A 13,147-nucleotide genomic window follows, 5' to 3' on the forward strand; every position below is an offset into this window, starting at 1 on the left:
GTTCAGACGATCTCCCCGCCGCTCACTTCTAGCAGCTTCTTCTTGACGTCGTCCGCAGCGATGCCTTCGTCCCAATCCTCGTCGAAGACCTTGGCGTAGTAGCCGGCTAGGTGCTTTGACGTCAGGAGTACGCCCGCCTCACGCGCCTTCGTAATCGAATTGGCGCTCCAATTTGTCGAGGAGACCGCCACATGTGTGCGGTCGACTATGACCCCCTTGTTGTGGAGGTGTGTAAAGAATTTGAGGTTCAGCGCCTTCAGACAGTCCTTGAGCCCGACCGCGTCCAAGGTCTCCACCGTAAGATTCCAGTTCTTCGGGAACGTGGCGCTCGCCATTATCCGCACGTCGACTCCTTTGTCGCGGCGCTCCGCCACGATTTGGAGCAGATCGTCGACCTTGTCGCCCGCCAGGATGTATTGTTGTTGCAGAATGATGCTTTCTTCGGCCTTCTCCAGGCGATCCGAGATGACATCGAAGTAGTTATCGGGGGAAAATATCGGCATGACGTCTACGGAGCCGTCGAACTTGTCGATCTCGAAAACTTTCTGCGGATAGGAAACAAGCTCTGCGGGCACCATTAGCGCCTCGACAATGTCGTCCTCGTCGACCGATACTAGTGCGCCGGGCCCACCAAGATCGGGGATGTTCCAGTCGGCGTCGAACACGGAGGTAAAGAACTTGGAAATTTCCGCGTCGTCCATGCGGAGCATCCATTCGCGATTTCCCTTCTTGAAAGGGTCCCCCTGCTCAATGAGTGGTATCGAAGTTTTGGCCCAGTTCGCGCTCTCGACGACAACGGTCTTGCCGTCGATCACGACGAATTTTTGGTGGCAGACCGTAAAGACACCACGCCCGCCGCTCGACGGCGCCGGCCTGACCTCGAAGCCGTCGTCCTCGAGCGCATCAAGCACCTCGCGTTCTTCGGGATGGGTGCCCCCGCGGTCGTACATGAGACGAATTTTGGCACCCTTTTCGTGTGCCTTCTTGACGAGCTCGACCATGTAGTCGGCATGAATCTCATAGACGTATACAAGCAACGTATGCTTGGCCTCTTCTAGCGCCGCAGAGATCAATCGGTACGTGCAATCGGGGCTCACGCCCGCCTCGAATGACGAGACGCTGAGGGGGGTGGTTGGAAAATCGATCTTTGGAATGCGGGTCGGCTGGAATTTCCCTAGCAACTGGCCTTGCTGAAGTGCGTCGACCTGATCAGCGACCTTCTTCAAGCGTGCGAAATCGACCTGAACCATATCCCCCCCCTTGAATTTGGCCGTTCATGATCGCTGCCCTTCGCGACACCCGCATGACCGAACAATTGAGCAAAACACCGTCCCAGAACATACTGGACGTGGAAAAATAATCATATGCCATTCTAAATAGAAAGGCATTCTATGCTTGTTCCCGGGAAGATCAATCCCCCTTTGTCGATTTGCCACTGCCGGCCGGCGCCTTCCATTCGCGAAGTCCGCTTCAACGACCGAAGCCGCGACCTTCGCGGCCTGTAGCCAATCTGCGTCCCTGCGTTCGAGATCGTCGAGGATGGCTTCGACGAGACGTGGCGTCGAAGCGTGAATCGAACCGATCTCCGAACCCATGGCTCTTAGGAGCTTCGTGTCGAGCCTGCGGGCGAAGTCTGAGCCGCGTTCGATCTTGCGTGTGTCGGGGGCGATCCGCCTGACTATGAATCCGTGTGCCGTGTGCAGAAAGGGATCCGGCGCGCGCGTAGGGGCGTTAACGATGTCGTCGAACCTGTTCGCTCTGCCGGCGTTCCCCACTGCCAAATCCCATCCGGATGGAAGAAGCGCCTTGGCTTCGCGAGCGATGCGTCCCCCGCGCCATCTCGCCACGGCGACGAAGCGTGGTCGGCCTAGGCTACCTCCGCCCTTGGTGATGCGTGCGTAACGCTCGATCGAAGAACCAACGGGAAAACCTGCGAGCAGCGCCGACCCCGCATCCTCCGAAGGTTCTGCGTCGGGACGCCTGTCGATCTCTTCCCAGAACGACTTTCGCTCCTGGTCGCTGACCATGACATAGTCCCGCATCCACATCTCCCTCTCGTCGAGCAGCGTCGGACCAGGATCTAGCAGTCCCGCACGGTAGCCCTCGAAAATCGCGGTTGCGGCTTCGTGGTCTTGGATGCGGAAGTCGGCTAGACGCACGCTGACCGCGAGCCTCAGGACGTCCGATGCGTAAGGGATTTCGGCCGCCGTCCGCATCCAGTCTTCGTATGCGGTATTCTGCTTGACGAAAGACATCGATTGTCCGCTAAGCGACGTTTGGGAGCCGGTCGAAATTCGGGGCGAGAGGATTGGGTATCTGAATCCGGCTGGCCGCGAGCGCTGCTGCGGTGTGCGCGTACCCAGCACGGACCAGCAGTTGCCGTGTCTCCCTCGGAAACTTCGTCAATCTCGTCGGTACCCTGGCCGCTTCAGCGGTCATCTGCGGCGTAAACTCCAGCGGATTGCCCTTGCCATAGCTGTCTACCGTCTTGCCGATCCCCCAATAGGCCACCGTTCTGGCCTGCGATTTTTCAAGACCATGCAAGATGCGAACCCGGGTGTTGATACCTTGTTGAAGCGAGACATCTAGCACCCTGCGAAATTGTGAGTACCAGTTCGTGAACGGTCGGGCGATCGGTTGCGTAGCCGCTCCGCCATCGCTGACTAAGAGCGTCCGATAACGTTTCCAAATCGGTTCGAGACCGAGATTGTCGTATACACCCCCGTCGGTCAGGAACAGTCGTTTGGTGAAGGCCGACGCCGTCAACGTTGAAGGTTCGCCCCACGATTTGATACTGGACTTGGGGGGCTTGATCCTCGTGGGCGAAAGCAACGGAGGAAAACCGGCCGAGGCTGCCACGGCAAGAGTCAGCTTCAGATTGGGCTCAGTCCATTTTCCGACCCGCCATTCCGCCGCGTATTCCTTAGCGAAACGCCACAGCACGCCGGTCTGCAGGCTCGTGGAGGTGAAGACGAATTGGGGGTGATCGGGAAGGTCCCTCAGCGTCTTCGAATGAAACACTGTCCGCTCATAGGCGCCTGCGGCCACGTTGGCGGCGTGCACGAACGGAATGAAGCCCAACAGGATCGCCGGCACGTCGACATGCTTCCTGGCGAGCCGGAGTAGGGGCTCCGAAACCTTCGCGTTGAAGTTAGTGGCGACGCCATTAGCAAAACCCAACTCTGACCAACCCGCAGCCAGGATGCCTGCGGCGAGCGATCCGCCCGAAACGCTCGATATCCGGTTGATGGCGGGTAACAAGCCGACTTCGTTCAATCGGATCAGGCTTCCAAGGTGAAACAGCATTGCGCGAAAACCGCCGCCCGATAGACACAGTCCGATGCCGTGTTCGAGCTTCGGACCTCCCAAGACGTCGGTAACTTCGAAGGGCGCCTGTTCTGGATCGTGCTGCGTCTCGTCGGACATTGAGGATCCTCCAAATCGCGAAGACGGCCACCAGTCGGAATGATTTTGGCGGAGCGAGCAATCCCTTGCGATGTAGGGAGAATTCCACGTCTGCTAAGAAAAAGCGATGGCGAAACCAGCGATGAAGACGTGAATATTCAGTCGGAAGGAATTTCAAGGAATGTTACTAACGTGAACTTGCCTGCTAACAGTCAAGGATACACCGATCATGTTCTATCATGCGGGTGGCCGACAATCTGACCGTCACGGCGCGCGTTGTCTGCAAGAAATCGATCAACTGAAACTCTGGCAAGGAGCTAACTTGCACAGTTTCAGGTACCAGTCAGCCTCCGCCCAATTTCGGTGATTCAATGGCCGCTACGCGAAACACGTTACGGTTTTGGTTGGGTGTTGTTGAAACTTCCAACTACCATTTAAAACTCGATAAACTTCAGGCAGGTGGATATCAGCTGGTGGTAGTGCTTGATCACGACGGGGTCGAGTGCCTTGGTGATTTCGGCGTAGGTCTTGCGCTCGAAAAGGCATGGAGCGCTGCGCCAGTTCTGATTCAAGCGTACTAAGCAGCGTCTCGTTACTGGCCTGGGCTGCTCGTCTCGAAGAAATCGATCTCCTTGCGGCGATATGCCTGCCGTTTTTGCTCGGCGTGCAGGGCATAGTCCGCAAAGGGCGACGTTCCGTCGGCGTTGAGCGCGAAATCCTCATGCACGGTTTCGGTCTGCGGATAATAGAAATCGGGATGTAGATGGCGGACCGTGCCGTCATCGTCCTCTACCGCGATCTGCCGCTCATACGCGAAGCTGACGGAATGCTGCCAAAGCCAGTTGGCGATCTTCTGTTCCTGCAGCGACTTTACAATCACGCCCGGCAGGGAGCCGATAGTGGCCTTACCCTTCCTGAGGCTATCCGACACATAGCGGCGGTAGTCGGCCTGGGCGTCAAAAAACTCGACTGGGATGTCGGCCTTGGGATGAACCACGAGAAGGTCGCTCCACAGTCGGGCGAATTCCGGATCACTATCGACGAGGCTTTGGACGATTGCCTCAATGACCCTCGTTTGAGTTCATCGGCTGCGCTCTTGTTGTAGGCCAGAAGCAGGATCTCGTCAGGCCGATAGAGCTTCTTCTCCAGAACAGCGACCTTGCCGACCATCGTCGCGGATTTGCCGGACCCTGCGGAGGCAACGAGCAGGTTGTTGTCTTCCAGGCGGATGCAGGCCTCGCGCTGCTGGCGGGAAAACGAACCCCCGTCGAGGTCGTCGAAGAATGTCTGGAACTTTGGCAATTCAGATCTGACGAACGCTTCATTGTAAGCGTGGCGAACAGCCGGATCGGTTAGCATGGCGAATGAGGCAGGGAGGGATGCTTTGAGCCCCGCAGGCATTAAGTTTGGGTTGAGAAGCGGGTGAGAGAGGGCGCCTGCCGCGGCGCCAGGGACGCTGGCAATGGCTCTGCCGAGATCGGCCTGGGCAACATACTGCCTATTGCCTTCGGTGATCTCCCCGAAGTCTGTCGTCGACATCGAGGAAGCACTCTCTCTCGTTATCGATCAGACCAAAGATATGAGTGTTGATGAAGGCGTGAAGGTCTGCGGGCAGTTGTGCGGCCGCGTCACCCGATAGTGCCCGACAGCGTGACTGCTCTGCCGCGAGCTCGTATCTCGACTGTATGCCACAAGAGGGCCTTGCCGGTCGAAATCGCCACAATGTCAAGGCAGCTAAACTCGACTTCCCTATCTTGAGCCAGCCGGAAATGTCCCGACAGTTTCGGGTCCAGGGTCAGCTTCCATTTTCCCGCCGAAAACAACCGCGCAAAGAAGCCAGGGCGGTAGGTGCGCAAGCGGCCAGATAGCAATCTTGTCAAGGCCACACTCGATACGCTCGGCAAATAAGAGATCCCGACGCCGACCTATCACGGAGAGATTGAGATGTTCAAATCACCGTGGAAAGCAACGTTGAATTGCACGCTGGCGTGTCCCATCGGTGGCATGCCATTTGCCGCTGCAGTGTGATCCGTTGCTACTGGCGCGCACTTGTCGTGTCCTTGGGTTTCGGTTCTTGCAACAGGGTGGCTGGATACTGGCCTTCAAGCTCGTCGATAGCCGAGTGTGCTTGCTTGGGCCTTCTCGGCGGCAGCGTGATCAATACAGTGACCTTTGTCGCCACCTCTTCGAGGGTAGCGGTCAGACGGTTTAACTGCGAGGCGGTTGCTGCGAGTTCCGGGCAGTAACGGGTAACGAGATATTCTCGGTTCTGGCTGAGGGACTGAAGATGCTTGGCCGTTTTTGCGCGAAGTCGCAGCCCCGACTCCAAAGCATGTTCCGTCCGCGCCGACAGGTCGTGCTGCATCCTACGGATCTGGTTGGGATTGAGCCCAAAGTGGAGCAAAAGCGCAGTCAGATAGAGTTCAATCGCATGGATTGCCGCCATTCTGAACGGCGCTCGGGAAAGCGGCTTGCCGGGTCGGCCGAGTTGAAGGAGATGGCATGCTGCTCTACGGTATTCTTCCGCCAGGGTGTGAACCTGCTGTGCGGATGCAAGCTCACCAGGATATTTGCGTTCTTCGAGCGTCATTTTGGCGCAATGTAACGTAGTGGGTGAGTTTGAAACACCACTACCCTTTTTTAATAAGATATTACAAGCTGCCAAAGTTGGCGCATAATTGCATCGGGGCATACGAATTGGGGCGTCTATTCGATGATCGATTCAGATGTATTCGACTTTGTCGAACGCTGCCGGAAGCACACGGCAACCGGGCCGCTATTGAGCGATCTTCTCGATACCGTGCGAAACCTGGGCTTCGAGCACCTGATCCTGAGCGGTGTTCCCCTTGGCGGCCAAAAGCTTGCCCCAATGGTTGAACTGAACGGCTGGCCTGAGGGTTGGTTCGAACGTTATATCGAGGCAGAGCATGCAGCAGTTGACGGCGTCTGCATCTACTCGGCAAAAACTTTGAAGCCATTCCTCTGGGCCGAAGTGCCGGCAAAATGGTCTGACACAGAGGCTTCCCGACGCGTTGCAGGCGAGGCGACGGAGTTCGGCATCTGGAGCGGCTTCGCTGTGCCGATGCTTAGCGTCCATCATTGGCAATCAGTGCTGTCCTTCGCCTCTTCGCAAAAGGCGTGCAGTCTGTCGCCCCGCCAACAGGTGCAACTGGTAACGATGGCGGTCTACGCCGGCATGTCAATCCAGGCGTTGGCGCACGTCGATGGCGAGTTTGATAGCGTACTTACAGAGCGGGAAAAGGAAGTGCTCCTGTGGGCAGCGGCCGGCAAAACCTTGTCGGAGACGTCCCAAATCCTCGGCATGACCGAGCGCACGGTTAAATGGCATGCAATGCAGGCACGTGACGCCTTTGGCGTCGGCACAACCACGCAAGCGGTCGTTGAGGCGGTTCGCAGGCGGCTAATCCACCCATAGGCCTGTCAACTGTCCGATCGGACAGGTGACGTACTTTAGCGCGGCTGCAACTATCCTTCTGGGGAAGGATAGGGGATCGCGCGATGATTGCTGTTCATGTCGTCAATGCGCTTAATAAGCACCTCTATGAAAGCGAGTTCGACGAGTTTTTGCGCCGCCGGCACGACTTCTTCGTGCATCAGAAGCGCTGGCGCCCTCCAAGCCCCGACGGTCGGGAGCTGGACCAGTTCGATACGGACGCGGCGACGTACCTGCTGGGTCTCGAAGATGGTCGTGTGGTGACCTCAGCTCGATTGATCCCAACGAGCGAGCCGCACATGGTCTCGGAGGTCTTTCCTCACATGTGTGAAAGGTCGGGTGTTCCCCGACGTCCCGATTGGGCTGAGTGGACGCGCACCTTCGTCGTTCCTGGCAAGCGTTCAACAGGCTTGAGAGGCACGCTGACACAGCTGTGCTGCGCGGTGATGGAGTACGCGCTCGACGAGGGCCTCGGCGCCGTGGGCGGCGTCCAGGAAACCTACTTCATGCCTCACCACGGCGCGCTGAAGTGGCGAGCCGAGCCCCTGGGCATGGCCAGGGAAGAAAATGGCGAATGGTACATCGTCGCCTACATCGAGGTGAATGAGGCCGCACTTGCCAGCGTCCGCAAGATCCTTGGTATCGATTATTCGCTACTGGTCCGGCGCGGAACGCAGCTACCGTTTATCGAAGGAATGCAGGCACTTGAAGGCAAACGACGCGCATGTGCTTAGCAAAAACTGACCTTAGGAGGATGAGATGAAAAAGCTCGCTCTAACTATCTTCACAACCACGGCGTTGGCGGCGCTTACATTCGGTTCTCAAGCCCAGCAGGTGAATGTCTCAGGATGTGCGGAGAAGGGTGTTGAAAGCGGTTGTGTCGTGCTGAAAGATAAGGACAAGCTTTACAACATTACGCATGCCAGCCCGAAGCCAGTTCCTGGCACGTACGGCATCGTGACGGGCACTGTGAGCGGTGACGCCGACACCTGCCAGCAGGGCACCTTGCTCAAAGCTGCGGAATGGAAACCCGATCCAGAGAAGAAATGCGATAACAGCCAATAGGGCTACGCGCGGGCAATCGGCACCTGAAACAGAGTTGGTGGATCGATAGAGTTATCGATGGCTTCCGCAGGTGGCGACCGCAGTGCAAACGGCCTGAAGTCATTCTCAATCCACGCGCAGGAGGAGCAGTCCCACGCTCAGCTAGTCGTTGTTGCGAGTGACTATTGAAATAGTCGGCAGGACGCGGCGAATTGCAACCTGGAAATCTGATTGCTGGCTATTCTGAGCCAGATTTTGAAGGTGATAGAATCATTTCTTGCAAATTGGTTGACGTTGCGTAATGTTTGCCATCGGGTTAAATATTATGTGGGGCTTGTTGCTTGGCTGTCGAAGTAAAAATTATGGGCCGTCCTGCCGCTAGCATCGGTGGCCGCTCGATCAGCATTCCGGCAAAGGGATACGCTCTGATTGCCCTACTTTCATCCACCCGAAATTTTACAGCGCAGGTTCAGGAAATCAGGTCCGTCCTTTGGCCGCAGTCCACGGAACGAGCTTCCGCGGCTGCGCTCCGGCAACTATCAGTTCGTATTCGCCGGCAAACTGCTGGGGTAGACATCGTGCCAGCAGCCGGGTCCATGCGGTCCTTGGCGCTTTCCGAGATTTCTCTGGACGTTGTCAGTTTGCGGCAAAATTTGAAATTGGTTGGGATCACAAATCATATTGAGAATCGAGCGGAAGAGAATGCAAATCTTTTTCTCGAAACCTACCGCGAAGAGCTTCTTGAAGGCATTGAGTTTGGGGGTGGCCTCGAAGAAGAGTTGGTGGAATGGGTTTCAATAGAACGCGCGTGGTATAAGAAGCAGGTTCTAAACGCCTTGCGCCGTATCTTGGCGACAGCAACCTTGCCGATGTTGTTGGCTGACGCGATTGCCGAACGACTGCTTGATGATGATCCCGCGGACGAGCCCGCTTGGACCCACAAACTCAAGGATGCGCTAGCCAACCGTGGAAACAACACGCCCGAGCTAACCTATGCACGCTGCCTCAAAGCCTACCGAGGAGAGAGAGGGCGCTTTCCGCCACCGCAACTCGAAGAACTGAGGGACAAGCTGGCACGCTCGCGCCTGTCTGGTCGGCCGGACATCGTTTCCGCGTCACACTGTGGAGATTCGACGACAAAAAGGAAGGTCGAGCGACCGCTCCTGCTGCTGACGCGAGCGCTGAATGGGTTCGGGCTGGATACCGTCGACGCGTCTCTCTACGAGAGGATCGTTTTCTCGCTCTCCAACTATCGGGCCTTTAATATTGTGGAGTTCGGCGCAGGGAACTGGCCCACGCACTCGAGCGCGGCCGAAGCGTACGCATTCCACGTTGCGCCTCGAACGACAACACAGCTTGGCTTCTGGCTCAGCATGGTCAATCCACGACAACGGAGCGAGCCATCTTCGCGTCTTTCCGGACAATTGCTTTGGACCGGGTCTATCGAGAAGGAAGGCGGCAGTTCAAGCGCGTTTGATCGCCAACTTACGCTGATCGCAAGGGCGATTGTCGGAGAAATAGAGCGAGCGGAGCGCGATAAGTTCGGGAGCGATGACGCCCCCACGAATAAGTTTCGCCAGCTTCTCAAGTACCAGCGACAAGGCGGGGCTTGGTGATGCGAGGCCGATTGGGGTGTCGGTCGGTCGTCCGGGGCGTTGCAACGTCGCTTGTCCCGTCAGCGCCCCGCCACCGGCCAGCCGTGGGATGGCGATATCGAAAAATGGAGGGGTGAATGAAGGGCTTTTTGCTTGGCAAATGGGGTGCGTCGGCAGCCGCGTTGGTGGCTGTTTTGGTGGCGACGAATGTCGGTTTTCAAAGCGTTGGTTTCAAAGCCGACCTCCTGACCAGCGTCATCCCGAACCTCCTTGCCAGTTTTCTTGCGATCGCGGCCGTCACGGAACGAGCAACGGCCGTCCTGAGTGAGATTTGGTTTGGAGAGGAGCGCAAGCAGCAAGAGGAAAGGGTCAGGGTGGCCGGCAAGGTTTTTAATGCCAACCGCGTCGCCTTGGAGAAGGCGCTCAACACTCGCGAAGAGGTCATCAAGGAAGCTTTCCGGTCAAGTAAGCCTGCGGCGATGGCCCATGCTAAGGACATTGTCGTTGGGCCGGATACAATGCTCGCGGAAGCGCGGGAACAAATCAATCACCATGGTAAAGTATTGGAAACCGTCAATGTTGATCTGGCGGTTACCGAGAGCAAGATTGATCTCGAGAGATTGGCGTTGTCGTTTTTGATTTCGTTGGCGGTCAGCCTTGTCGGCGTACGGATACTGGCGCCAATGTTCGCGCCAATGCCGAGCGGCTGCCAATTGGCCGCGTTCAAGGCAGTCGACGTGCTTTTGACCGCCGGGCTGCTTGCCGGCGGCACGAGTGCGATCACCGCGATTTCGGAGTTGCTCGGCAGTTACATGAACGCCAGCCGAAAGCGAGCGATGGAGAATGGATGAGGGGTGGACGGCACAAAAGCGCACTATGGCGAATGACGCTTTTGTAGAAAGCGGGGTTCTCACGCCTACATGACGGCCGGCGCGACGCGCTTGCCGATTGGATTTTGGGGGCCAATGAAAACTCACGTCGCCGCAATGTGACGGCCGCAACTTAAAATGATGCCCCGAAGCAGCAAATCGAACATCGCGATCACTAAAGCCGGTGACCGTGAAATCGCGGGTCAAAGCGGGTGAATGATGACAAATCGAACTCAAGCAGCCATCGTTGGCGTGATCGCCGTAGCCGCGGCAGGAATCGCTTACTGGTATTTTTTCCACGAGCGCAAACCAACTGTCATTGCCGACAGGCTCTGCGACCACGTTCGCTCCCAGGGCATGGACTGCTTGGTCAGCTTGGCTGTCGATAGCTTCGTCCACCCCGGCTCCATTATCAACTACCAACCAAGCCCAAATCCCAGCTCCGACAAGCTCCCGCTTCCAATCTCCGACATAACCGGCGTCAGCTGTTTGGTGCCAGGCGCGAATGGGCTTAAGGAAACAGCCGAGCAAAAATCCGGCGTGTCGATTCCGAGCTTGTCGTATGAAGTAAACGGCGGGCTGAAAGTTGGCGCGGCGGTCGAACTTCCCCAACTTGACGGCGCCACGATCAAAGCCGGACCCGACTGGTCGGACGTCCAGAAGGTCGACCTGACCATCGACGAAGCATGGCTCACCAATCTCGACGAAAACCTGGCGGTGACTGCGGTGAGGAGTTGCTCGTTCCGTGAACTGTGCGTCGAGCGCATCAAGGCGAAGCAATACAGGGTCGTCGCGTCTTCGCTTGTTGCGAAAGGACTGAGTTACAAATTCTACGACAGCAACAACGCGGTGATAACGCTCGACGCCGGCACCAAGGGCGGCATTTTCGACGCGTCCATCGGTGGCGGCTCAAATATCAAGCAAACAACCGGCGCCACGCTAGTGTCGACCGAACCGCGCGTTGTCGGCGTCACGCTTCTGCCGGTTGATGTTTTCGAAGGAAAGCCGATCTGCGAGGACACCATACTGTTCGCGGCCGACGGAAACGCGACCGTTACGGTTGGCGGCGGTGGTGGACGGGGCCAAATTCCGGCGCTGCCATCACACCGCGCGCCAATTGGTCAAGTCGCCGAGTTGCTCGCCACGGGCACCGAGGCGAGCGAATGCGACGATGACTTTGAGCGCAAGATTTCATCTGCAAAAGCGACGGCGAGCGTCATCCCCGTGGCGGATGGAAAGCTCAAGCTCAGCTACGATATCGCCACGACCGGGGGGCATTACGTCACGGCCGCAGCGTGCGCGGCCGGCCGCGTCATTGGCAAGACCGGTCATGACAACGCCGCGACGGCGTCCGCTGATTTGATTGGCACAATCCTCGTGACGGTTCGTTCCGAGGGGAACCCGATATTGCGGGTTGATTGGCGGCGGATGCCAAGTTCGGGCGGCGAAATACGCATCGTCGATTGGAAGAATAAGTCGTTGCGCGACGCCAAGGGAGACAGCGAAGTCGGACCGATCGCGGCTTCGGGAAACGGTGTTGCCGACGTCCGAGTCGATGGCCCCGGCGTCTACAGAATCGAGACAAGAATTCAACTCAGTGCATCGGTTGGCGGCAATGTTAACCAGACCAAGCAGGACAGTGCTGACGTCACGGTTGGCATTGTCGGCGACAACTAGCGCGGGACGAGGGGATTTCGATGAGCCCGGTCAAATCACCGCTCAATGCTCGGTTCCCATTTTCAAACCCACGTCTCGCCGCACCCCCAGCCCTTCAAATGCGTTTTGACCGTGTCACCGCGAGCCGCTGCTCCTGGTTTAGCGCGGGGCGAGCAAGGAAACTGGTGTCGTTTGAAAACGGTGAGCCATGGAACACTTGACCGCCATCATCGGCCATTTGGCGTGGCCAGCGACCGCGATCCTGCTTGGATTGATCTGTCTCCGGGAACTCAAATCCGGTTTGCTGACCAAGGTCATGCCGAACGGCGGACTGATCGAAGGGGCTGGATTCAAAGTCCAGACATACGCAGCCAAGCAATCCACACAAAACGCCAATATCGAAGTAACGGACGCGATCGAGGTTGCGCCCGGGCGAGGGCTGCCCCCCTACGATCAAGTGATGGACGCGTGGCGAGAACTAGCGACGGCCGTGACGGCAACCGCGGTCGGGCACGGCGGGGTCGAGGATTTGCGCCGGATCAACACAAACCTCGAGATCCTTCGAGATGCGGGGGGCTACGATGCGGAATTGCTCGACGGCGTCTCGAAACTCTTTCAGGCCCGAAACAGCGCTCGAAAGCTCGGGGCGGATTCCATGGCAGAGGACGATGCGGCGGCGTTCGTGGGGACCGCCAAGGCACTCACGAAAGTATTCACGAAATGACGTCGATCGTAACCTGTACGCGCGGCGCGAGGGGACGCCGGCGGTCAAGCCATGTAGTCACCAGCAAATGAGAATGTCTCGTATCGAGGAGGCTTGAAAATGCTGACGCCGAATGTGGACAAGGTCATTGTCAGCAACCGCACAGCGCTCGACGCGAAGTATGGCGCGAAGAAAACGAGCGCGATTTATGCCGCGCTGGTTCGGCTGAATACAGCCGACAGAGGCCGCGGCCATGCCACGATCATCCACATCGACAACACCGCCGCGACATACGCAACGCATATATTCCGACGGTCCACGCATGGGGGCGGCTATCGACGCTATTCCGGAGGGCAGGGCTGACAACAGTGCGCACCGTCCCAGGTTCCTCAGTGGAATTCGCTCAGGGAAATTGCGTAAG

General features: G+C 57.5%; 14 protein-coding genes. 8 read left to right on the forward strand and 6 right to left on the reverse strand.

The features are described 5' to 3' along the window. Positions 1-2: 2 nt before the first annotated feature. From AC3EML_RS09995 to AC3EML_RS10020, 6 genes are all read right to left on the reverse strand, one after another. The gene (locus tag AC3EML_RS09995; protein ID WP_352521974.1) at positions 3-1,250 is read right to left on the reverse strand and encodes a phospholipase D-like domain-containing protein; all 1,248 of its coding nucleotides are present in this window, start codon (positions 1,248-1,250) and stop codon (positions 3-5) included. A 24-nt stretch (positions 1,251-1,274) separates the two neighbouring features. Next, positions 1,275-2,255, reverse strand: a complete 981-nt coding sequence (locus tag AC3EML_RS10000; protein WP_352460395.1) for a hypothetical protein — start codon at positions 2,253-2,255, stop codon at positions 1,275-1,277. Between the two features lie 10 nt (positions 2,256-2,265). Continuing rightward, positions 2,266-3,426 (reverse strand): patatin-like phospholipase family protein, encoded by a 1,161-nt coding sequence (locus tag AC3EML_RS10005; RefSeq protein ID WP_352521976.1) that lies wholly within the window; start codon positions 3,424-3,426, stop codon positions 2,266-2,268. A 571-nt stretch (positions 3,427-3,997) separates the two neighbouring features. After that, positions 3,998-4,285, reverse strand: coding sequence for a hypothetical protein (locus AC3EML_RS10010; protein WP_488376737.1), 288 nt, complete (start codon positions 4,283-4,285; stop codon positions 3,998-4,000). Further along, a complete protein-coding gene (locus AC3EML_RS10015) occupies positions 4,282-4,944 on the reverse strand; it encodes a UvrD-helicase domain-containing protein (protein WP_488376736.1) in 663 nt (220 codons plus the stop codon). Before AC3EML_RS10015 ends, AC3EML_RS10010 begins: the two co-directional genes overlap by 4 nt. Before the next feature lie 496 nt (positions 4,945-5,440). Continuing rightward, positions 5,441-5,995, reverse strand: a complete 555-nt coding sequence (locus AC3EML_RS10020; RefSeq protein WP_352460396.1) for a hypothetical protein — start codon at positions 5,993-5,995, stop codon at positions 5,441-5,443. Positions 5,996-6,118: 123 nt separating this feature from the next. Between AC3EML_RS10020 and AC3EML_RS10025 the strand changes: the two genes are divergently transcribed. From AC3EML_RS10025 to AC3EML_RS10060, 8 genes are all read left to right on the forward strand, one after another. After that, positions 6,119-6,841, forward strand: coding sequence for a LuxR family transcriptional regulator (locus AC3EML_RS10025; RefSeq protein WP_352460397.1), 723 nt, complete (start codon positions 6,119-6,121; stop codon positions 6,839-6,841). An 83-nt stretch (positions 6,842-6,924) separates the two neighbouring features. Then, the gene (locus tag AC3EML_RS10030) at positions 6,925-7,593 is read left to right on the forward strand and encodes an acyl-homoserine-lactone synthase (RefSeq protein ID WP_352521977.1); all 669 of its coding nucleotides are present in this window, start codon (positions 6,925-6,927) and stop codon (positions 7,591-7,593) included. Positions 7,594-7,618: 25 nt separating this feature from the next. Next, positions 7,619-7,924 carry a hypothetical protein gene (locus tag AC3EML_RS10035; protein ID WP_352521978.1) on the forward strand — a complete coding sequence of 102 codons (306 nt, stop codon included), beginning with the start codon at positions 7,619-7,621 and terminating at the stop codon, positions 7,922-7,924. A gap of 320 nt (positions 7,925-8,244) precedes the next feature. Beyond that, on the forward strand, positions 8,245-9,519 hold the full coding sequence (locus AC3EML_RS10040) for an AfsR/SARP family transcriptional regulator (RefSeq protein ID WP_352521979.1): 1,275 nt from the start codon (positions 8,245-8,247) through the stop codon (positions 9,517-9,519). Between the two features lie 116 nt (positions 9,520-9,635). Then, on the forward strand, positions 9,636-10,349 hold the full coding sequence (locus tag AC3EML_RS10045) for a hypothetical protein (protein ID WP_352521980.1): 714 nt from the start codon (positions 9,636-9,638) through the stop codon (positions 10,347-10,349). A gap of 237 nt (positions 10,350-10,586) precedes the next feature. Further along, complete coding sequence (locus AC3EML_RS10050) at positions 10,587-12,044, forward strand: hypothetical protein (RefSeq protein WP_488505192.1); 1,458 nt, start codon at positions 10,587-10,589, stop codon at positions 12,042-12,044. A 196-nt stretch (positions 12,045-12,240) separates the two neighbouring features. Then, entirely contained in the window at positions 12,241-12,747 is a 507-nt protein-coding gene (locus AC3EML_RS10055) for a hypothetical protein (protein ID WP_352521982.1), read from the forward strand. Between the two features lie 99 nt (positions 12,748-12,846). Further along, the gene (locus tag AC3EML_RS10060) at positions 12,847-13,089 is read left to right on the forward strand and encodes a hypothetical protein (RefSeq protein WP_352521983.1); all 243 of its coding nucleotides are present in this window, start codon (positions 12,847-12,849) and stop codon (positions 13,087-13,089) included. Positions 13,090-13,147 lie beyond the last annotated feature (58 nt).

It is taken from the genome of Mesorhizobium sp. P170090, from assembly GCF_057786115.1.

What these genes read in the sequence shown, in the direction of transcription:
- AC3EML_RS10045 (WP_352521980.1), top strand. Translation starts at nt 9,636, where the DNA reads ATGAAGGGCTTTTTGCTTGGCAAATGGGGTGCGTCGGCAGCCGCGTTG.
- AC3EML_RS10005 (WP_352521976.1), bottom strand. Translation starts at nt 3,426, where the DNA reads ATGTCCGACGAGACGCAGCACGATCCAGAACAGGCGCCCTTCGAAGTT.
- AC3EML_RS10060 (WP_352521983.1), top strand. Translation starts at nt 12,847, where the DNA reads ATGCTGACGCCGAATGTGGACAAGGTCATTGTCAGCAACCGCACAGCG.
- AC3EML_RS09995 (WP_352521974.1), bottom strand. Translation starts at nt 1,250, where the DNA reads ATGGTTCAGGTCGATTTCGCACGCTTGAAGAAGGTCGCTGATCAGGTC.
- AC3EML_RS10035 (WP_352521978.1), top strand. Translation starts at nt 7,619, where the DNA reads ATGAAAAAGCTCGCTCTAACTATCTTCACAACCACGGCGTTGGCGGCG.
- AC3EML_RS10015 (WP_488376736.1), bottom strand. Translation starts at nt 4,944, where the DNA reads ATGTCGACGACAGACTTCGGGGAGATCACCGAAGGCAATAGGCAGTAT.
- AC3EML_RS10025 (WP_352460397.1), top strand. Translation starts at nt 6,119, where the DNA reads ATGATCGATTCAGATGTATTCGACTTTGTCGAACGCTGCCGGAAGCAC.
- AC3EML_RS10020 (WP_352460396.1), bottom strand. Translation starts at nt 5,995, where the DNA reads ATGACGCTCGAAGAACGCAAATATCCTGGTGAGCTTGCATCCGCACAG.
- AC3EML_RS10030 (WP_352521977.1), top strand. Translation starts at nt 6,925, where the DNA reads ATGATTGCTGTTCATGTCGTCAATGCGCTTAATAAGCACCTCTATGAA.
- AC3EML_RS10000 (WP_352460395.1), bottom strand. Translation starts at nt 2,255, where the DNA reads ATGTCTTTCGTCAAGCAGAATACCGCATACGAAGACTGGATGCGGACG.
- AC3EML_RS10050 (WP_488505192.1), top strand. Translation starts at nt 10,587, where the DNA reads ATGACAAATCGAACTCAAGCAGCCATCGTTGGCGTGATCGCCGTAGCC.